This is a genomic window from Streptomyces sp. NPDC002680, from assembly GCF_042889145.1.
Lineage (GTDB): Bacteria > Actinomycetota > Actinomycetes > Streptomycetales > Streptomycetaceae > Streptomyces > Streptomyces adonidis.
This window is the reverse complement of sequence record NZ_JBIAQP010000008.1, coordinates 249064-269241: the sequence shown is the minus strand read 5'-3', so window position 1 is coordinate 269241 and position 20178 is coordinate 249064. Positions and strand designations below refer to the sequence as shown.

The 20178-nt window shown below is 71.1% G+C and carries 14 protein-coding genes and 1 pseudogene; 9 read left to right on the top strand and 6 right to left on the bottom strand.

Translation table 11 applies throughout. From position 1 onward, the window contains the following. Positions 1-93 precede the first annotated feature (93 nt). Positions 94-372, top strand: a complete 279-nt coding sequence (locus ACFYXF_RS22550; protein WP_389351663.1) for a hypothetical protein — start codon at positions 94-96, stop codon at positions 370-372. A 28-nt stretch (positions 373-400) separates the two neighbouring features. Here ACFYXF_RS22550 and ACFYXF_RS22545 read toward each other — a convergent pair whose 3' ends face one another. Beyond that, on the bottom strand, positions 401-1486 hold the full coding sequence (locus tag ACFYXF_RS22545) for a DMT family transporter (protein ID WP_389351661.1): 1086 nt from the start codon (positions 1484-1486) through the stop codon (positions 401-403). A gap of 355 nt (positions 1487-1841) precedes the next feature. Next, a pseudogene (locus ACFYXF_RS22540) lies at positions 1842-2579 on the bottom strand (aldo/keto reductase); the annotation flags it as partial. A 105-nt stretch (positions 2580-2684) separates the two neighbouring features. On the opposite strand from ACFYXF_RS22540, the gene ACFYXF_RS22535 reads away from it, so the two are divergent. Beyond that, on the top strand, positions 2685-3242 hold the full coding sequence (locus ACFYXF_RS22535) for a hypothetical protein (RefSeq protein ID WP_389351985.1): 558 nt from the start codon (positions 2685-2687) through the stop codon (positions 3240-3242). 261 nt (positions 3243-3503) lie between these two features. On the opposite strand, the gene ACFYXF_RS22530 is transcribed toward ACFYXF_RS22535, so the two are convergent. Both ACFYXF_RS22530 and ACFYXF_RS22525 read right to left on the bottom strand, forming a co-directional pair. Then, positions 3504-4283, bottom strand: coding sequence for a metallophosphoesterase family protein (locus ACFYXF_RS22530; RefSeq protein WP_389351659.1), 780 nt, complete (start codon positions 4281-4283; stop codon positions 3504-3506). Further along, a complete protein-coding gene (locus ACFYXF_RS22525; RefSeq protein ID WP_389351657.1) occupies positions 4280-7099 on the bottom strand; it encodes an FAD-binding and (Fe-S)-binding domain-containing protein in 2820 nt (939 codons plus the stop codon). Before ACFYXF_RS22525 ends, ACFYXF_RS22530 begins: the two co-directional genes overlap by 4 nt. A gap of 255 nt (positions 7100-7354) precedes the next feature. Between ACFYXF_RS22525 and ACFYXF_RS22520 the strand changes: the two genes are divergently transcribed. The 7 genes from ACFYXF_RS22520 (at position 7355) to serC (ending at position 17319) form a co-directional block, all read left to right on the top strand. After that, positions 7355-9520 (top strand): ATP-binding protein, encoded by a 2166-nt coding sequence (locus ACFYXF_RS22520; RefSeq protein WP_389351656.1) that lies wholly within the window; start codon positions 7355-7357, stop codon positions 9518-9520. Next, positions 9520-10005: a roadblock/LC7 domain-containing protein gene (locus ACFYXF_RS22515; RefSeq protein WP_389351655.1), complete on the top strand. Its 486-nt coding sequence runs from the start codon at positions 9520-9522 to the stop codon at positions 10003-10005. The genes ACFYXF_RS22520 and ACFYXF_RS22515 overlap by 1 nt, the downstream gene beginning before the upstream one ends. Continuing rightward, a complete protein-coding gene (locus ACFYXF_RS22510) occupies positions 10002-10385 on the top strand; it encodes a DUF742 domain-containing protein (protein WP_389351653.1) in 384 nt (127 codons plus the stop codon). The genes ACFYXF_RS22515 and ACFYXF_RS22510 overlap by 4 nt, the downstream gene beginning before the upstream one ends. Further along, on the top strand, positions 10366-11040 hold the full coding sequence (locus ACFYXF_RS22505) for an ATP/GTP-binding protein (RefSeq protein WP_389351651.1): 675 nt from the start codon (positions 10366-10368) through the stop codon (positions 11038-11040). The genes ACFYXF_RS22510 and ACFYXF_RS22505 overlap by 20 nt, the downstream gene beginning before the upstream one ends. Further along, positions 11037-12257: a cytochrome P450 gene (locus tag ACFYXF_RS22500; protein ID WP_389351650.1), complete on the top strand. Its 1221-nt coding sequence runs from the start codon at positions 11037-11039 to the stop codon at positions 12255-12257. The genes ACFYXF_RS22505 and ACFYXF_RS22500 overlap by 4 nt, the downstream gene beginning before the upstream one ends. Before the next feature lie 219 nt (positions 12258-12476). After that, entirely contained in the window at positions 12477-16097 is a 3621-nt protein-coding gene (locus tag ACFYXF_RS22495; protein ID WP_389351648.1) for an NACHT domain-containing protein, read from the top strand. A gap of 103 nt (positions 16098-16200) precedes the next feature. After that, a complete protein-coding gene (gene serC, locus ACFYXF_RS22490; RefSeq protein ID WP_389351646.1) occupies positions 16201-17319 on the top strand; it encodes a phosphoserine transaminase in 1119 nt (372 codons plus the stop codon). Between the two features lie 134 nt (positions 17320-17453). On the opposite strand, the gene add is transcribed toward serC, so the two are convergent. Both add and ACFYXF_RS22480 read right to left on the bottom strand, forming a co-directional pair. Beyond that, positions 17454-18458 (bottom strand): adenosine deaminase, encoded by a 1005-nt coding sequence (gene add / locus ACFYXF_RS22485; protein WP_389351644.1) that lies wholly within the window; start codon positions 18456-18458, stop codon positions 17454-17456. Between the two features lie 82 nt (positions 18459-18540). After that, positions 18541-20058 (bottom strand): cellulase family glycosylhydrolase, encoded by a 1518-nt coding sequence (locus tag ACFYXF_RS22480; protein WP_389351643.1) that lies wholly within the window; start codon positions 20056-20058, stop codon positions 18541-18543. Between the last annotated feature and the right edge of the window lie 120 nt (positions 20059-20178).

Sequence of the window (20178 nt, the reverse complement as noted above, 5' to 3'; positions counted from 1 at the left end):
CTTTCTCCGCACTGCGCCGTCCTAGGCTCCTGCTCCTGCCCGGTCGCCGGAACCGTCCGACGGCCCCAGCGGAAGGAAGCCACCATGAGGCACATGACGCGCAGGACCGGGATCCGAGGGCTCATCACCTCACTCACCGTCGCCGCGAGCTGCGTGGGCGCGCTTGTCGTCGCCGCCCCCGCCGCGAGCGCCGCGCCGGTCACACAGACGACCGCCGTCGCCGCGGCGGACCCCTGCCAGGCGTTCCTGGACTCCTACAACACGTACATACTGCTGGCCCAGACCGCACCCGACTACCAGACCCGCGTCCAGGCCATGGCACTGGCGATCCAGTTCTACGCCCAGTACATCAACTGCACCGGCGGCGCCTGACCCTCACCGGAGCGCGGCAGACACTCGGTCAGGCCTCCAGCTCCAGGGGTTTCCGGGGCACGGGCACTTGAGTCGACGCAGCTGATTCAGCCGATTCCGCGGACTCCTCGCCCGCCACCACCGGGACCTTCCTCCGCCCCACCTGTGTCCGTACGGCCCCCATGCTCGCCACGATGACGAGGGAGATGGCGAGGGCCTCGGGGGCGGAGAGGGTCTGGTGCAGGATCAGGAAACCGGCGAGCGCGGCCACGGCGGGCTCCAGGCTCATCATGACCGCGAAGGTCGAGGCGGGCAGGCGTCGCAGGGCGAGGAGTTCGAGGGTGTACGGCAGCACGGACGACAGCACGCCCACGCCCGCGCCCAGCGCCACGGTGGCCGGGTCGAGCAGCTTCTCGCCCGACTCGACGACACCCAGGGGCAGGAACGCCACCGCGGCGACGACCATGGCGAGCGCGAGCCCGTCGGCCTGCGGGAACCGTCGTCCCGTACGGGAACTGAGGACGATGTACGCCGCCCACATGGCACCGGCGCCGAGGGCGAAGGCGGCCCCTACGGGATCGAGGGTGTCGAAGCCGCCTCCGCCGAGCAGGAACACCCCGGCGAGGGCGAGCCCGGCCCAGGCGAGGTTGAGGGCTCGCCGGGAGGCGACGACGGACAGCACGAGCGGCCCGAGCACCTCCAGCGTGACGGCGGGCCCAAGCGGGATCCGGCCGATGGCCTGGTAGAACAGCCCGTTCATGGCGGCCATGGTGAGCCCGAACAGCAGGACCACGCCCCAGTCGCCGCGCGAGTACCCGCGCACCTTGGGCCGGCACACCAGCATCATGATCACGGCGGCGGCCACCAGCCGCAGCGTGACGACGCCGAAGGCCCCCGCCCGGGGCAGCAGGGTCACGGCGAGTGCCCCGCCGAACTGCACGGATATCCCCCCGGACAGCACGAGCCCGACGGCCCCGAGGGTCCCCCACCCCTTGCGCGCCCCTCGATGGCGCCCCCGAGATCCCCCGGGGACCGGCTCGACGAGAGCGGGCAGATTGGCGGAAGGCAGAGCCGAGCCGGGCGCAACCGGCCCGACCACGGCGGCCCACGAGGGCAGACGCTCAGCGCTGGGCATCTTCACAGGGCCTTCCCAGGATTAACGCGCGATCTCCGTACAACGCGATGCACTTTCCCGTCCAGAGTAATGGACCAGGAAGAGCATACGAACCTATGTGCAACCGATGCGCCCCGGCCTGTGCTCCGGCGGCTTGGCTACTGCTCGGCGACGAATGAACCCAGGCCGACCTCCGCGCGGACCAGCCCCTCAGACTTGAGGTGGGCACACGAGCACCCACTGGGTACTCGCCCCCGGCAATACGAGCGGTGATGATCGCGGCGACCTGGCGCCAGACGGGTCGGGTTCGGTCAAGCTCGGGGGTCAGGCGGTCGACGCCAAAACTCTGCGGTAGACCGCGGATTCAAGCCGCGAATCACCGGTCGATGGTGGCCATGTTCGCCTCGTCGTGGCGCTCGCCCGAGGCCGGCGTGAGCTTGTTCAGGCGGTCGAGCTGAGCAGTGGTGAGTTCGATGCCGTCGGCGGCGGTGTTCTCCTCGACGCGCGAGACCCGCCGGGTTCCGGGGATGGGGGCGATGTCGTCGCCGCGGGTCAGCAGCCACGCCAGCGCGGTCTGGGCCGGGGTGGCCCCGATCTCGGCGCCGATGGCCTGCACCTCGTCGACGATGCGCAGGTTGCGCTGGAAGTTCTCGCCGGTGAAGCGCGGGTTGGTCTTGCGCCAGTCGTCATCGGCGAAGTCGTCGACGGTCCGGATCTGCCCGGTCAGCAGGCCGTGCCCGAGCGGCGAGTAGGGGACGAACCCGATGCCGAGCTCGCGCAGCAGCGGGAGGATCTCGGCCTCGACGTCGCGGGTCCACAGCGAGTATTCGGTCTGCAGCGCGGCCACCGGATGCACGGCGTGCGCCCGGCGGATCGTTGCGGGGCCGGCTTCCGAGAGGCCGATGTGGCGCACCTTGCCCTCGGCGACCAGCTCGGCCAGCGCGCCGATGGTCTCCTCGATGGGCGTGTTCGGGTCGACGCGGTGCTGGTAGTAGAGGTCGATGTGGTCGATGCCGAGCCGCAGGAGTGAGCCTTCGACGGCGGTCCTCACGTTGGCGGGGCTGCTGTCGATGACGCCGGGGCCGTCGCCGGCGTGGGAGACGAGGCCGAACGCATCCACCTGCTCGATCTCCTGCGCGGCGCCGGCACGACCCGTCCGCCACGCCGCCGCCCGGCCCAGCAGCGTGTGCGGCCCACGGTGCAGCGCGTCCTCGACTCGATGGCCGGCACACCCGCGTTCATCCTCAGTGGACGCGGGGACATCCTGGCCGCCAACCACCTCGGGCGCGCCCTGTTCTCCCCCGTCTACGCCGACCCCGCCAGGCCGCCGAACAACGCCCGGTTCGTCTTCCTCAGCCCGCACGCGACCGAGTTCTTCCGCCACTGGGACGAAGTCGCCAACGACACGGTCGCCATGCTGCGCGCCGAGGCCGGCCGCGATCTCTACGACCGGCGCCTGACGGACCTGATCGGGGAGCTGTCCACCCGCAGCGAGGAATTCCGCCGCCGCTGGGCGGCCCACAACGTCCGCATGCACACCACGGGCGTGAAGCTCCTCCACCACCCGGTCGTCGGCGACCTCGACCTGCCCTTCGAAACCTTCCCGCTCCCCGACGGACCCAGCCAGTTCCTCCTCACCTACACCGCCGAGCCCCACTCACCCTCGCAGGACGCCCTGAACCTGCTGGCCAGCTGGGCCGCGACCAACGACGACACCGAGCGGTCCGCGCCGATCAACGACTCCCAGCCCGCCGACTCGGGCGAGACACTCGACTGACCGACGAACCACGCGAGTCGATCTGTGGCAGCTTTCGCGGAGCAGCGGACGCATCCGCCACCGATACGTCGAGGCCAGGAACGGCCCAGCCGTCTACGCGAGACCGCGGGGTGACGTTGCACTCCAGGTCACGGCACTGCGGACCAGTCGAAGGGCGCCACGGCCTACCCGCACCCGCCACAGTGCGGGGAACTGACCAACTGCCGTTCACCTGGCGGAGTACGCGGGCATGTACGGCCACCCCGCCAGGCCTCACCCACCTCACCCCGTCGGCGCGGCTGCTCTCCCGTCACGCGCCCCGAACACCCCCAGCGCCTCCGCGTCCGTCACCCGGGCGTGCAGGTAACAGTCGGCCCAGTCGGCGATCTCCGGGTACGCGCACTCCGCGACGAGGCGGGTGATCGCGGCCGGGATGTCGTACCGCGTCACGCGCAGATCGGTGCCGGGGCCGAGCAGGCACCAGTGGGCGCCCGGGCGGCCGTACGGCATACCGATGCTGCCGGGGTTCACGACGAGGCGGCCGTGGGCCAGGCGGACGTACGGCATGTGGGTGTGGCCGCAGACCACCGTGCGGACCGTCTCGGGGACGTCCGCGAAGACCTCCGTCCAGCGGTCGGGGCGGGAGTCGACCAGGACGACCTCCTCGTCGTCGCGGGGAGTGGCATGGCAGAAGAGGACGTCGCCGAGTCCTCGGACGGGGAGCGTGAGGGACGTGGGCAGGGCCGCGAGGAACTCGACCTGTTCGTCCGTGAGCCGGTCGGCGGCGAAGGGGGCGATCGGGTCCGGGATCGACATCCGCTTCCCTTGTCGGTACTCGACCAGCTCCCGGTCCGCGTTCCCCGCGATCCACAACACCCGGTCGCCCAGCCCTTGGAGAAGGGCGAGAACCTCGGCGGGCTGGGGACCCGCTGTGATGTCCCCCGTGAGCACGATGCGCTCCGCGGCGGTCACCTCCGGCTCGGCGAGCACCGCCTCCAGAGCTGGGAGCACCCCGTGGATGTCGGAGAGGACGGCCACCCGCGTCAGCTCGTTGCCGATCATGCTTCGTCCCCCTCCAGTCCCTCGGCCAGCACCTCCGCCAGATGCCGTCCCCGTACTCCCGCCAGCTGCTGAAGCTGTGTCCGGCACGAGAAGCCGTCCGCCAGGATCACCGTGTCGGGGGTCGCCTCCCGCACCGCCGGCAGCAGTTGCTCCTCCGCGCAGGCCACCGACACCTCGAAGTGACCTTTCTCGAAACCGAAGTTACCCGCCAGACCGCAGCAGCCACCGCTCAGTTCGCCCGAGAGCAGAGCGGCTTGACGGAGCCGACGGTCGGCTGCGTCCCCCAGAACCGCGTGCTGATGGCAGTGCGTCTGGCCCGTCACCGGACGGGCCAAGCGGGGCGGCGTCCAGTCGGGGGCGTGGTGTTCCAAGGTCTCCGCGAAGGTGCGGACCGTGTCCGCGAGGCGGCGCGCTCGGGGGTCGTCGGGCAGGAGTTCCGGCAGGTCCGTGCGGAGGGCCGCCGCACAGCTCGGTTCCAGGACCGTCACCGGGGTTCCCGCCTCCAGGACCGGTTCCATCACATCCAGCGTGCGGCGCAACACCTTGCGGGCCCGGTCCAGTTGGCCCGTCGAGACGTACGTCAGACCGCAGCAGACCCGGGTGCCCCGCCCGGTCGGCGGCAGACTCACCCTCAAGCCCGCCGCCCCCAGCACCCGTACCGCCGCCCGCCCCACCGACGGCGTCAAGTGCTCCGTGAACGTGTCGGGCCAGAGCATGACCGTCGGCCCGCTCCCCCCAGTCTCACGCCCATCCTTCCGCCACCACCCGCTGAACGTCTCCCCCGCCACCCCCGGAATCTCCCGCTCGGGCGCGATGCCCCCCAGCCGCTTCGCCAGCGCCGCCAACACCCTCACCCCAGCAAGGGAGTTGACCAGCCGCGCCGTGCGCGTACGCGCGACCGCCCCCAGCCACACCGGCAGCCAGCCCATCGCGTAGTGGGCCGCCGGGCGCAGTCGGCCGGACCAGTGGTGGTGGAGGAACTCCGCCTTGTACGTGGCCATGTCGACCTCGACCGGGCAGTCCGAGCGGCAGCCCTTGCAGGACAGGCACAGGTCCAGTGCGTCGCGGACCTCCTCCGACCGCCAGCCGTCCGTGATCACCTCGCCCGCGAGCATCTCGTGCAGCAGCCGTGCCCGCCCGCGCGTGGAGTGCTCCTCCTCGCCCGTCACCCGGAAGGACGGGCACATCACGTCCGAGCCTCCCGAACCCAGCGCGGGCGTACGGCACTTGGCCACCCCTACGCACCTGCTCACCGCCGCCGCGAAGTCCCCGCCGTCCGCCGGGTAGCCGAAAGCCACGTCCACCGGCTCGCGCGGGAGGACCGCGAAGCGGAGGTTCTCGTCGAGGCGGGCCGGGCGGACCAGCATCCCGGGGTTCAGAAGGTCGTCCGGGTCCCAGAGGGCCTTCGCGCGCTCGAAGAGGGCGATCACCTCGGGGGCGTACATCTTCGGGAGGAGTTCGGCCCGCGCCTGGCCGTCGCCGTGTTCGCCGGAGAGGCTGCCGCCGTGGGCCACCACCAGCTCCGCCAGCTCCTCCGAGAAGCTGCGGAAGCGGGCCACGCCCTGCGTCGTCAGCAGGTCGAAGTCGATGCGTACGTGGATGCAGCCGTCGCCGAAGTGGCCGTACGGCGTGCCGCGCAGACCGTGCTCCCGCAGCAGGGCCCTGAAGTCCCGCAAGTACGCGCCCAGTCGGGGCGGTGGTACCGCGCAGTCCTCCCAGCCGGGCCAGGCCTCCGTGCCGTCCGGCATACGCGTCGCAGTGCCGCTCGCGTCCTCGCGGATGCGCCACAGGGCACGTTGGCCGGCCGGGTCGGACATGACGAGGGCGTCCATGACGTCCGCCGCGCGCACGATCGCCTCCGCACGCGCGCGTGCCTCCGCCGGATCCGCGCCGCCCGTCTCCACGAACAGCCAAGCGCCGCCCCGGGGCAGGTCCGTGCCGGTGCGGACCAGGTCGGCGGCCATGCCCTCGACCGTCAGCGGGCCGTACGGCAGCAGGCCCGCCGCCGCTTCCGCCGCCGCGCTCTCGTCGGCGTACGCCAGCACGGCCAGCGCACGCGCGCGCGGGGCCTCGACCAGGCGTACGACCGCCTCCGTGACGATGCCCAGGGTGCCCTCCGAACCGCAGAACGAGCGGGCGACGTCCGCGCCCTTCTGGGGGAGCAGCGCGTCCAGCGCGTAACCGGAGATACGGCGCGGGAGGTCCGGGAAGCCCGTGCGCAGGCGGGCCAACTCGCCCTCCGCCAGCTGCCGCAGGCCCTCCGGGGCGCCCGCCCAGTCCCGGCCCAGGCGGAGCCGGTCGCCCCGCGCGCGGATCACCGTCAGCTCGCGCACACTGTCCGCGGTCGTCCCCCAGGCGACCGAGTGCGCGCCGCAGGAGTTGTTGCCGATCATGCCGCCGAGCGTGCAGCGGCCGTGGGTCGACGGGTCGGGGCCGAAGCGCAGACCGTGCGGGGCGGCGGCCTCCTGGAGACGGTCCAGGACCAGACCAGGCTGAACCACCGCCGTCCGTTCCTCGTGGTTGAGGGAGAGGAGTTGGTTCATGTGCCGGGTGAAGTCCAGAACCACCCCTGTGCCTGTCGCCTGGCCCGCGATCGACGTGCCCCCGCCGCGCGCGACGACCGGCACGCCGTGCGCCCGGCAGACGGCCAGCGCCGCCGCCACGTCGTCCGCGTCGCGCGGGGCGACCACGCCCAGCGGAACACGCCGGTAGTTCGACGCGTCCATGGTGGCCAGCGCCCGGGACGTGGCGTCGAAACCGACCTCGCCCCGGACGGCCCCGCGCAGTTCCGCCTCCAGCGGCCGAAGATCCGTCATGACCCCAGCATGCATCCCACCACTGACAGTGACGGTCCGTGCGGCCAGGGAAACGTGCACAGTTTGTGGGAACCGAACCGGAACACCGCAAATTCGATCACCAACTCCCCTATAGTGACGGCGAGTTGAACACCATCAGTCACTTCTCGCTCACAAATCGATCGCACTGATCGCACAAGCGCCCCACAGAACCCCCAGGAACAGACCCAGGAACAGACCGGGGACAGACCCTAGGAACCGACCGAGGACCGCTTGATGACCGCGCCCCGACAGCCCGGCGAACGCCCCGCCTACCGCGCCCTCCTGCCCGCCCCGCTGCTCACCGCCGCGCTCGCCGCGCTCGCGGTGGCGGGCGCGGTCGCCCGGGCGCCGGACGAGGTGCGCGTCCCGCTCGCCCTGGGCGGGGCCTGCGCCGCGCTGCTGCTGTGCGCGGCCGTCGCCGTGGCCGCCCGTGGCATCCACACCGCCCGGCTGCTGCGCGAACGGCTCGCGGGCGTCATCGACGACGCCGGCCGTCTGCTGCACGACCGGTCCCGTCTCACCGAGGAGCTGAACCAGGTACGGGCCGGCCTCACCGCCGACCTGGAGCGGGAACGCGCGCGCGTGTCCGCCGATCTCGCCCGCGAACGCGCCCGCCTCACCGAGGCCTCCACCCAGGAGGTCACCCGCCTCCAGCAGGAGAAGGCGTACGAGATCACCCTGCTCACCGAGGACAACGCCCGGCTGACCGAGGAGCTGCGCCGGGCCGACCAGGAGCGCGCGGCGATCCTCGCGGCCACCGCCAACGCGGCCGGCCGTATGCAGGCGCTGGCCACCGGCACCCTCGCCGACCTGCGCGCCATGGAGGACCGTCACTCGGACGACGACGTCGTCGCCGACCTCCTCCACCTCGACCACCGCACCGCCCAGGCGGGCCGGCTCGCCGACTCGATCGCCGTCCTCTCGGGCGCCCGCTCTGGCCGCCGCTGGGCCCGCCCGATCGTCATGGAGTCGATCCTGCGCGGCGCCATGGGCCGCATCAGCGGGTACCAGCGCGTGCGCGTGCACTCCGCCAGCACCGCCGCCGTCGCCGGACACGCCGCCGAGGGTGTCATGCACGCGCTCGCCGAACTCCTCGACAACGCCGCGAACTTCTCGCCGCCGACCGCCGAGGTCCACGTGTACGTGGAGGAGGTCCCCTCCGGGGTCATCGTGTCCGTCGAGGACAGCGGCCTGGTCATGAGCGAGGTACAGCTGCGCCGCGCCGAACGGGCCGTCTCCGGCGAGGACGGGGAGTCCGAGGAATCCGGGGTACACGGGGCACGCGGGGAGGAGCGCGGCAAGAGCGGCGGGCGGAAGGGCAGGAACGCCGACGCCATCGGCCTCGGCGGCCTCACCGGCACCCGCCTCGGTCTCTCCGTCGTCGGCCGGCTGGCCCGCAAGTACGGCCTCAAGGTCTCCTTCCGCCCCTCGGCACGCGGCGGCACCGGCGTCCTGGTGCTCATCCCGCAGGACGTCCTGGCCGGGGGCGCGGCGACCGCGGAGCCACTGCCGATGCCGGCACCTCCCGCGCGCGCGGGACAGCCGGCGCAGGAGTCGCCCGCAGCCCCGGTGCCGACGCCCGGTGAACCCTGGGAGGCACGTTCCAAGGAACGGCAGCAGGAGGAGCAGGAACAGCGTCCGCGGGTGTCGTACGCGGAGGAGGCCCGCCCGGACTGGCCGTACCCGGAGACGTCGTACGCGGAGACGGCCTACGCGGAGACCTCGTACGCGGAGGGGTCATACACGGAGGCCGCGTACGCGGACAGTCCCTCCACGCCGGAGCCGTACGCGGAGCAGCCGCGCGAGGACCAGTCGTACGGGACAGACCCCTCGTACGCAGGAGACCAGCCGTACGCGGAGCAGCCCCCCGCAGACCGGTCGTACGGAGGGGACCAGCCGTACGCGGACCAGTCCCGCGCGGACCAGTCGTACGCCGCCGCCCGCGCCGCCACCAGCGACCTGGACCCGGACCCCGTACCCACCCACGAGTCCCCCGACCGCCACGCGCCGGAGCACCCGGAGAGCACCACCTCTGAGGAGCCCCCCGCCGTGCTGCCGAAGCGGCGCCGGGGCCGTACCCTCGCCGAGGCCGAGCGCGCGCGGGGAGCGGCTCGGGCCGACGAGTCGAGGTGGTCCGTCCCGCTCGCGGCCGACCCCGATCCCGAGGACACGCGCGCGCGGGTGGCACGTTTCGGTAGTTTCCGGCAGGCCGTGCGCGGCGCCCTCCCGGACCAGGCGGCCCTCCAGGGCAGCACGAACCCGGAGTCGGCCCCCGAACCCACGTCGACCTCGACATCGACCTCCGCCACCACCATCACGAACACACCCGCACCCCCGACGGAAGCCGCACCCTCACCTCCCATCTCTCCCAGCTCCCACCCGGAAGGCGACCTCACCTGATGACCGGCACTGGCCTCGGCCCCGGCCCGACGACCGCCGACGAGAAGCTGACCTGGCTCATCGAGGGCCTGCTGGAGCGCACCCCGGGTGCCCGGCACGCGCTCGTGCTGTCCCGGGACGGCCTGAAGCTGTGCCGTACGCCGGAGCTGTCCGTCGACCAGGCGGACCAGCTCGCCGCGATCGCCGCCGGGATCCAGTCGCTGTCGCACGGCGCGTCCGTGGAGTTCGGGGACGGCAGCGGAGGGGTGCGTACCGCGATGACGGAGTTCTACGGAGGGGTGCTGTTCATCGTCGAGGCGGGCCAGGGCGCGCACCTCGCCGTGGTCACCGCCGAGGACGCGGACGCCGGGCTCGTCGGCCACAACATGAGCGAACTCGTCGAGCAGCTCGGGGACCACCTGCGCGCCCAACCCCGAACAGACCAGCCCCGAACAGGCGAGCTACGAACAGACCAGCCCCGTACGGCTCAGCCCCGTACGGCATGAACCGAACGGCGGGACAGCCGACGGGACGGCCGGGCAACCGCCCGGGGAGGGACGATTCTCCGGACCGCCTCTACACCCTCACCGGCGGGCGCAGCCGCTCCGCGCCCGACAGTCCGTTCGACCTGGTGACGCTGGTCGTCGCCGAGTGCGATCCGGTGCCCGGGATGCAGTCGGAGCACGCGGCGATCCTGCGGCTCACCGAGCGACCCATGGCGGTGGTGGAGGTGGCCGCGATGCTGCGGCTGCCGGTGGGCATCACGAGGGTCCTGCTCTCCGACCTGCTCGCCGCGGGCCGCGTCAGCGCCCGTCATCCGCGCCGCACCGCCGTCACCGACCCCGACATCCTTGAGCAGGTGCTAGTTGGACTCCGCAACCTCTGACCCCGCAGCGGCGGGCGACCCCGACCCGCGTCCGCCCCTGCGCGCCTCCGCCGACAACGGGCTGAAGATCGTGGTCGTCGGCGGCTTCGGAGCGGGCAAGACGACGCTCGTCCGTTCGGTCAGCGAGATACGTCCGCTCAGTACCGAGGAGACGATGACGCGGGCCGGCGAGGCCCTCGACGACGTCAGCGCGGTGCGCGACAAGAACGCGACGACCGTCGCCTTCGACTTCGGCCGCATCACGCTGGACGCGCACAACGTGCTGTACCTGTTCGGCGCGCCGGGCCAGGAACGCTTCTGGTTCCTCTGGGACCGGCTGTTCGCGGGCGCGCTCGGCGCGGTCGTCCTCGTCGACACCCGCCGCCTCGACGACTCCTGGTACGCCATCGACCGCCTCGAACAGCACGGCACCCCCTTCGTCGTGGCCCGCAACGACTTCGGCGGCCCCGACTTCGCCCCGGGGGCGGTCCGCGAGGCGCTCGACCTCGATCCCGACGTACCGCTGGTGAACTGCGATGCCCGCGCCCGGAGTTCGAGCAAGGGGGTACTGATCGCCCTCGTGGAACACGCGAGACACCGCTGCCAGAGCTCACGACCGGGCCCGCGTTCGTACGATGGTCAAGTGCCCGTACGAACAGAGGAGTTGCCCCGGTGAGCGCCCATGTCCCGCTCGACGGCCCCCGGTTCAGGAACGAACCCGACCGGCTGTACCGGGAGATGCGGAGCGAGCACGGCCCGGTGACACCGGTGCTGCTCGACGGGGACGTGCCCGCGTGGCTGGTGCTCGGCTACCGCGAGCTGCACCAAGTCACCGGCGATCCGGTGCTGTTCAGCCGGGACTCGGAGCTGTGGAACCAGTGGGAGAGGATCCCCGCGGACTGGCCGCACCTGCCGATGATCGGCCGTGGCCAGCCGTCGATCCTCTACACCGTCGGGGAACGCCACCGTGAGCGGGCCGCGATGATCGGGAGCGCGCTGGAGGAGGCCGACCCGGTCGAACTGCGGGCGTACACCGAGCAGTTCGCGGACGAGCTGATCGACTCGATCTGTGCCCGGGGCGAGGCGGACCTCGTCAAGGAGTACGCGATGCGGCTGCCCGTACGGGTCATGGCGCGGCTGTTCGGCTTCACCGACGAGGAGGCGCCGGGGCTGGTCGGCGCGGCGAACGACATGGTCGACGGGCAGGAGGCCGGGCCGGCGGGACAGCGTCATCTGGTCATGGCGATGGGCCAGTTGCTGGCGTCGCGCAGGATTCGCCCCGCCGACGACGTGGTCTCACGTCTCCTCTCCAACCCGTACGGCTTCACGGACGAGGAGATCGCCCACGACCTGATGATCATGATCGCGGCCGGGAACGAGCCGACCGCCGGCTGGATGGGCAACTCGCTGCGGCTGATGCTCACGGACGAGCGGTTCGCGGCGTCGCTCTTCGGGGGGCGCAGCAGTGTCGCCGAGGCGATGAACGAGGTGCTGTGGGAGGACGCGCCCGTGCAGACCATGCCGGGGCGCTGGGCGTCCCGTGACACCCGCCTCGGCGGGCGGCACATCCGTACGGGCGATCTGCTCCTCCTCGGTCTCCAGGGCGCCAACTCCGACCCGCAGGTCCGCACCGACGGCTCGGCTCTGACGGGCGGCAACAACGCCCACTTCTCCTTCGGGCACGGGGAACACCGGTGCCCGTTCCCGGCGCAGGAGGTAGCCGAGGTCATCGCCCGCACCGGCATCGAGGTCGTCCTGGACCGCCTCCCGGACATCGACCTGGCGGTCCCGGCCGAGTCGTTGACCCGCCGCCCGTCGCCGTGGCTGCGGGGGCTGGTGGAACTGCCGGTGCGGTTCACGCCGACACCGGCGCTGGGCGTCGTACCGACGTAGGCCCCTTTTCCTCGCCCCCGCCGCCCCTACCCGTCCCATCCTTCTGGGGGCTGCGCCCCCAGAAGGATGGGAACGGGTAGGGGCGGCGGGGGCGGATCCAAGTGGCGAGGCCAGGCAGGGGCTGGTGAACTGGATGCAGGGATCCCTCCACCTCTACACCCCGTACCCGGAAGCGTCGGCCCCCGGCCGATCCCGGCGGAGCCGACGGAGTGGTGGTCAATGGGATACGCACTCCACCAGCGCAAGGTCAAGATCGTCGCAGGTCCGGCGGAGGGAGGCCCCCTGCGGGAGCTGTGGGCGCACGGCCGGCGCCCGTTCGTCGCCGTCTTCTGGCGCCTCCGTACCCGGTGGCTGATCCACCGCGGCGTCACACACGCCAGACGGTGGTGGAATCCGCCGTGGACGACCGCGCTGGTCGCGGTCGTCGCCCTGTTGACCGCGGGGCTGTTCGCGTGGGTCTTCGTCGCGGTGCTGGAGCTCGTCGACAAGTCGTGGCGTGTGAATGGCTTCGGACCCCACCTGTGCGAGGACAGCAAGAAATCCGCCGCGTGCGACGCGGTCACCGGCGTGGCGATGCCCGTGCTGCTGGTCGCCGCCTCAACCCTCCTCTTCCTGTCCTGGCGGCTCTGGCAGGTCCGCCGCTACTGCACGTACCAGGCCAGGCACGAGCCCAGCCGGCTGGTGGAGACCGCGGGCAGTCTGATGGACGAAGTGGTCGGACGCGACCAGCTCTGCAACGCCATCATGAAGAACCTGGGCGACAAGAAGGTCCGACGGCCTCATGTCGTCGTCGGTGGCGTCGGTGTCGGCAAGACGGCGTTGCTGGTCCGGCTCGCCCAGAAACTCGCGGCCGTGGGGGCCGTACCCATCCCGATACGGCTGCGCGACGTCCAGGGTGACGAGCCGCTGGACTTCGACGAGATGGCGCTCGCGCGCTTCCGCGACATCGTGCGGTCGAAAGTACGGTCCGACGGCGAGATCGACCGGATCTGGCGGTGGCTCAGGCAGCGAGCCGACCGGATCGTGGTCCTCGCGGACGGCCTGGAGGAGGCGTTCGGCCAGAACAACATGCGCGGCCGACGCGACAATCTGATCCGGGACGCGATACGCAGGGCCGGCCAGGAGGGCCTGCCGCTGGTCATCGCCTCGCGGCCGCACGAACCGCTGCGCGCGATGCAGGCGGCCGTCTCGGAACTGGAGCCGCTGAGCAACGAGGCGGCCCTGTGCTACATCGCCCGCAGCGGCAGCTGGCGCTCCGATCAGACCCTGCTCGACCGCATCGTGGAAGCCGCCAACATGGCGGAATCCCCCATCTACCTCAAGATCGCCAAGGATCTGCACAGCAAGGACCTGCTGGAACCCCTGTGGACCGGGGGCGGGAGTCCGGACCTCCAGCTCCATGACAGCTGGACGTTGCGGGCGGAACTCATGGAGACGTGGATCCACGCGCTGGTCGACGGAGACGTCCACCCCGAACTCCCCATCGACCACGACACGAGGCTGGCGGTGGTGGAGTACATCTCCGCGTTGGCGTGCATCGGCCTCGCCTCGGACAGCGCCGACGTCGAACTCGGGGAACTCGCCTCGGACACGGAATGGAACAAGCGCGCCGCGCGGAAGCTGGACGACCGGATGGCGGACCTGCGGTGGTCGCCGAAGGAGTACGGCCACAGGCGCGGCGCCTGCGGGCAGGGTCAGGGGCAGGAACACCCCTGCCGAGGAACGCAGGACGGCGCCGACTGGCGGCTGGGCCCCAGGGTGGACGCCCGGATCGCCGCGACCTGGGGCACCCGGATGGGCCTGGTCCACGAGAACGGCGACAAGGTCCGTTTTCAGCACAGCATCGTGCAGGCGTATCTCGGATCCCGCTTCCTCGACAAGATGTTCGAGAACGCGACGGCCGACAGCCGGCCGGAACACATCGCCGGGGCTCTGCGGCGGGGCGGACGGGAACTCCTCATCGCTCTCACCCTGTACTCCCGGTCGCAGAACGGGAAGTGCACCTGCGGCGGCTCCGCGGAGCGCAGGCGGCCGTGCCCCGTGGACACGATGTGCGGGCTGCTGAGGAAGCAGGCCGAGAACCTGCTGACCTACGCGGAACGCGCCCAGAAGGTGGCCGGACAGCTCCCGGCGACCGGTAACGGCGAGCCCGACGAGCGTGGCGGTCCGCGGCTGAGGGCGCTCGAGATCTATGGCGCCGCCGTGGAGATCGACAGCGTCCGGACCGTCCCGAGACAGTACGACCTCATCTCGGACATCTCGAAGGACTGGAACCGGCTCGGCCAGAACGAGGACCCCGCCAGGCTCCGCGAGGCGAAGCTCGCCCTGGTGAAGCAGTGCGGAACGGCGGTACGCCGGGTGGCCGCCGCCCAGAGCCGCAACTCCGGGCACGAGCACCCGGCGTACCCGCCGTACGGCGTCCTGTTCGAGATCGGCCGCAAGGAAACGGACCGCCGGGTGCGCGAGGCGCTCGTCAAGGAGGTAGGAGCGGGTGGCGAACCGGCGTACCAGGCGCTGTGCGACAGACTCTCCGCGGCCTGTGCGTCGCTCGTGATCCAGCGCGAGTGCGACAGCCAGGCGATGGAGCACATGGAGCACATGGACTCCCTGGAGCCTTCCTCCGGGGAGGCGGGCACGAACGGCCTCAGGTCGCAGCGGGACCTGAGGGAAGAGAGGGAGCGACGGGATCGCCGGTACGCCGAGGAGGAGGCCCTGGCGGAGAAGGGGAACTGGGCCTGCAACACCATGCGCGCCTGGCTCCTCCCGCTGCTCGTCGACTCCTCCATGATGTCCCGCCATCTCGCCAGCCCTCGCGACGACCTGGACAACTGGGTTCGGATGGCGACCGGGGAGACAGGGGAGACGATCGACGCCAGGATCCGTCAGGACGGCCCCGGCGCCCCCATCGGCCTGGGATCGGCGCTGGCCCAGGGATTCAAGTACGCCGCCAACCGACGGCCCGGTTCCCGGCCCAACCGGAGGGCCCGCGAGTTCCTCGTCAAACAGGCCCAGGAGCTGCTGAACCAGAGCACGTTCTGGTACACGCGCCTGACGCTGCTGCACGCCCTGACCCTGTGGAGCCTGCCCGACGACGTCAACGCCGACCAGGCGATCCGCGGCCACGGGGCTGACCCCAGGGGCCAGGTGCGGGAGTGGCTGTCGCGGGGCGACGGAAACCGGGCGGAGCACCCGCTGGTCGAGGGTGCCGCGAAGCTGGCGGTCCGCGCTCTGCAGACCCGGCGGCCCGAACGGTTCCTGTGGATCGACGAGGCGGCCCTGGCCTCCTGCATCGGCACCGAGGTCGGGCTGCCCGGGGAGCAGCGGGCCCACAACCTGTGGATCCCGCCGTCCACCGGGTGGAGCACCCTGGACCCCACGGCACAGCAACTGCTCGCGGACGTACTGCTGCTGCTGGTGCTCGGCGAACGGTCCTACCGGCCGAAGGACACGTTCCGCAGGCTGGAGCTCCGTTCCCGCGCGCCGGCCCAGATGCCGTCCTGCATACGCAGGGACCGCACCCGGCTGAACCCGGTCCGGGGGGCGGAACGCACGGCGCAGCCCGGATCCAGCTGCACGGACGACTGCCGGATGAAGATGTGCCCCTACCCGGCCAAGGTGGAGAACCTGCGGATGGAGTTCAGCGAGGTCTTCTGCCTGCACCAGCGCGACCTGCTGAGGAAGTGGCAGCCCTGGGCGTGGGCTTCCCTCCGCTTCCGACGCGAGGCTCCCTGGCAGCGCAAGGTGCCCGTCGCCGGCATGCGCCGCTTCTGGGACCAGATGAGCGACCGGGCGCGGGACATCGACCCCGACGACACAGGCAGCACCACCCGTACGGAATGACCCGCCGCATCGTCCGACGGCCCTCCACCTCCTCCGACGGCCCCCGTCTCATCCGACGGACGACGTTTCACCCACGTTTCGCGGAGCCGATAGGCTCGCGCCCGTGGCTGACATCCAGATCCCCGCTGACATCAAGCCCGCCGACGGACGCTTCGGCGCGGGCCCCTCCAAGGTGCGCACGGAGGCGCTGGACGCCCTCGCCGCGACCGGCAGCTCCCTCCTCGGTACCTCCCACCGCCAGGCCCCGGTCAAGAACCTGGTCGGCAAGGTGCGCGAGGGCATCCGGGACCTGTTCTCCCTCCCCGAGGGCTACGAGGTGATCCTCGGCAACGGCGGCTCGACCGCGTTCTGGGACGTCGCGACGCACGGCCTGATCGAGAACAAGTCGCAGCACCTCACCTTCGGTGAGTTCAGCTCGAAGTTCGCGAAGGCCGCCAAGCTCGCCCCCTGGCTCGCCGACCCGACCGTCATCTCGTCCGACCCGGGCACCCACCCGGACCCGGAGGCCGAGACGGGCGTCGACGTGTACGCGTACACGCACAACGAGACGTCCACCGGTGTCGCCGCGCCCGTCAAGCGCGTACCGGGTGCCGACGAGGGCTCCCTCGTCCTCGTGGACGCCACGTCCGGCGCCGGCGGTCTGCCCGTCGACATCACCGAGACCGACGTCTACTACTTCGCCCCGCAGAAGTCCTTCGCGGCGGACGGCGGCCTCTGGCTCGCCGCGTTCTCCCCGGCCGCGATCGAGCGCGCCGAGCGCATCCACGCGGGCGGACGCCACATCCCGGAGTTCTTCAGCCTCCCCACGGCGATCGACAACTCGCGCAAGAACCAGACGTACAACACCCCGGCCCTCGCCACCCTGTTCCTCCTCAACGAGCAGCTGGAGTGGATCAACGGCCAGGGCGGCCTGGACTGGGCGACGGCCCGCACCAAGGACTCCTCGACCCGCCTGTACTCCTGGGCCGAGGACTCCAAGCACGCGACGCCGTTCGTCACCGACCCGGCCAAGCGCTCGCAGGTCATCGGCACGATCGACTTCACGGACGAGATCGACGCCGCCGCCGTCGCCAAGGTCCTGCGAGCCAACGGCATCGTCGACACGGAGCCCTACCGCAAGCTCGGCCGCAACCAGCTCCGCGTGGCGATGTTCCCGGCGGTCGACCCGGCGGACGTCGAGGCGCTGACGAAGTGCATCGACTACGTGATCGAGAAGCTGTAACACCTCAGGCCGTACGAAGATGGGGGCGCCCGGTGAGTACCGGCGCCCCTTTCCTCTTTCTGCCCTCGACGCGGCAACCACCCCAGCAGGCAATGCCATGGTCGAACCACTCCCCGAAGGCGGCTTCACCAAGATCACCTGACCACCGCACAGTCTTGGGCCAACCATTCACCGATGAGCGCGATCGCGTCCTCCACCATTGCGCGCGGCGCGCCAGAGGATTCGACCGAGGTGCGGGCTGTCGCGGCGAGTTGGGAATCGGTGAGGGCGAAGGCCGCGCGGGCTGTCTCGTACTCCTCCAGCAGCCCGGGGCCGAACAGCAGCGGGTCGTCGGCATTGAGGGTGCACCGGACGCCGGCTTGCAGCAGAAGCGGGAGGGGGTGGTCGGACAGGGAATCCACGACGCCGAGGGCGACGTTGGAGGTGGGGCAGACGTCGAGGACCACCCCTTCCGCAGCCAGACGGGCGACGAGAGCCGGGTCCTCGACCGCCCGTACGCCGTGGGCGATCCGTCGCGCGCCGAGCACGTCGAGTGCGGCACGCACGCCGGCCGGACCGGCGAGTTCCCCTGCGTGTGGAGCAGAGATCAGCCCGGCATCGCGAGCGATGGCGAATGCCTCGGCGAACGGCTCCGGCGCGAACCGAGCCTCGTCCCCTGCCAAGCCGAAGGAGACAACCCCGTTTCCTGCCCGCCGGGTTGCGAGGTGGGCGGTCGCGACGGCCTGCGAAGGGTCCGCGTTGCGCCGGGCGAACACCAGGACGCCGAAGCCGATACCCAGCCGGGCAGCGGCACGACGGCCCTCGTCGATGACCATGTCCAGCACGTCGAGCGCGGCGTCCGGGTCGTCCTCGTAGGTCAGGGGGTTCACGTGCGGCTCGATCCACACCGCTCCGTCCGCGGCGGCGTCCTCGACGACCTCGCGCACCAGCCGCAGAAGGTTCTCCCGCGGGCCCTCGCGCACCAGCCTCGCGGCGAGGCTGTACAAGGACGTGAAGTCCTCGAACGACTTGAAGTCGCGTGAGCCCGACGGCTGTTGTCCACCGTGCTCGCCCGACAGTTCCGCGAGCGTGGCAGGACGCATCGCGCCTTCCAGATGGAGATGCAGATGGGCCTTCGGCAGGAGGGCCAGGCTTCGCAAGGTGCCTCACTCCGCATACGTCGATGGGGGCGCCCGGCGAACACCAGGCGCCCCCATCTCATGCCCGCAGGCCCTCACGCCCTCACGTCGCCGTACAGGTCACTGCCAGCACACCCCCACCCCCCGGCGCTCCCCCGAACCCGAGACTCGCCGAACCCCCCACCGCCACACTCCCGTTGTGAGCCGCGTTCACAGCCGTCACCGTCGCCCCGCTCTGCGTGTACGACGCGTTCCACATGCTCGTGACCGTCTGTGAACCGCTCCAAGTCCACGTCACCTGCCAGGACTTGAGGGCCACCGTCCCCGTATTGGTCACCTTCACCTCGGCGTTGAACCCGCCGCCCCAGTCGCTGCTGATCGCATAGGAGGCAGCACAGGTCGCCGTACTGCCGCCACCGCCCCCTCCTCCGCCACCGCTGCCCGGGAACCCGGGCGCCTTCACGCTCGCCAGATAGCCGTCCTTCACCGTGTCCACGGTCAGCCAGTCGTCCTTCAGAATCCCGCCCGTGTCACCGGAGTTGGGGTTCCACGACCAGAAGGTCCAGTGGAAGGAGTCCGAGCCGTACGTCGATGTGGGCCGTAGGTAGTCGACCAGTGCCGCCAGCCAGCGCTGGTCCACCGTCGAGGTCAGCGTCGTGCCGAACTCCCCCACCCACACCGGCGCGATGTTCTGCTTGAAGATGTAGCCCCAGTACTTGTCCCAGATCCCCGGCATGTTGGCGGGGAACGTCGGGTCGCTGAACCAGCTCTGCTGGGCCACGCTCGTCGCGTAGTCGTGGGCCGAGTACACGACCCGGTTCGCCACATCCAGCTGCACCGGATACTGCGCGACCCCCATCAGGTTGCCGCCCCACCAGCCGGAGACCCCGTTGTACGTCTGCACGCCCTCCACGAACACCAGGAGCTGCGGATTGACCGACAGCACGGCGTTGCCCGCCCGCTGTGCCGCCAGCCGCCAGTCCCTCGTCGTGTCGCCGCAGCCCCAACAGGCGGGATCGTGCGGCTCGTTGTGCAGGTCGATGCCGATGACCGCGTCCTGGCCGGAGTAACGCGCTGCCAGCGCCCTGAGGTTGGCGATCCATGTCGACTCGGGCACCGCCGATGTGTACCAGAGCGCCGACTGCCCGCCCGCGTCCGGCCGATGCCGGTCCAGGATGACCTTGAGGCCGCTCTGACCGGCGTACGCCACCAACTTGTCCATGATCTGGAGGGAGTTCAGGCCTTGCAGGTCGGCGTTCTTGCCGCTGCTGAAGTCGATGCTGTTGGGGACGGTGGAGGACTTGAAGATGTCGTCGCTGTACGGCATCCGAATGGTGTTGTAGCCGAGCGACTTCATCTGGTCGATCATGCTTTTGTAGTCGCGTGACCAGAGGCCGTGGACCACGTAGTTGGCGGTCTCGAAGCCGAACCAGTTGATGCCGGCGATCCGGACCGGCTGCCCGGCCGCGTCCAGGATCTGGCGTCCGCTGGTGTGCCAGTAGCCGGCGCCGGCGTCCGCCGCACGGACGTCCGCCGCGTGGGCCGTCTGCGCACCGGCTCCCAGCGGTAACAGCAGCACGGCGGCCACCGCGCACAGCGCTCTTCGCAAGCTGCGGAACATGTCGCTCGTTCCCTTCGGGGAGGCGCGGCCCCGGAACAAATGGGAGCGCTCCCATGAACCGCGCACCTCCAGGAAACTGACACACCATCACCACGTCAAGACATCCGGCAACGCCGACTT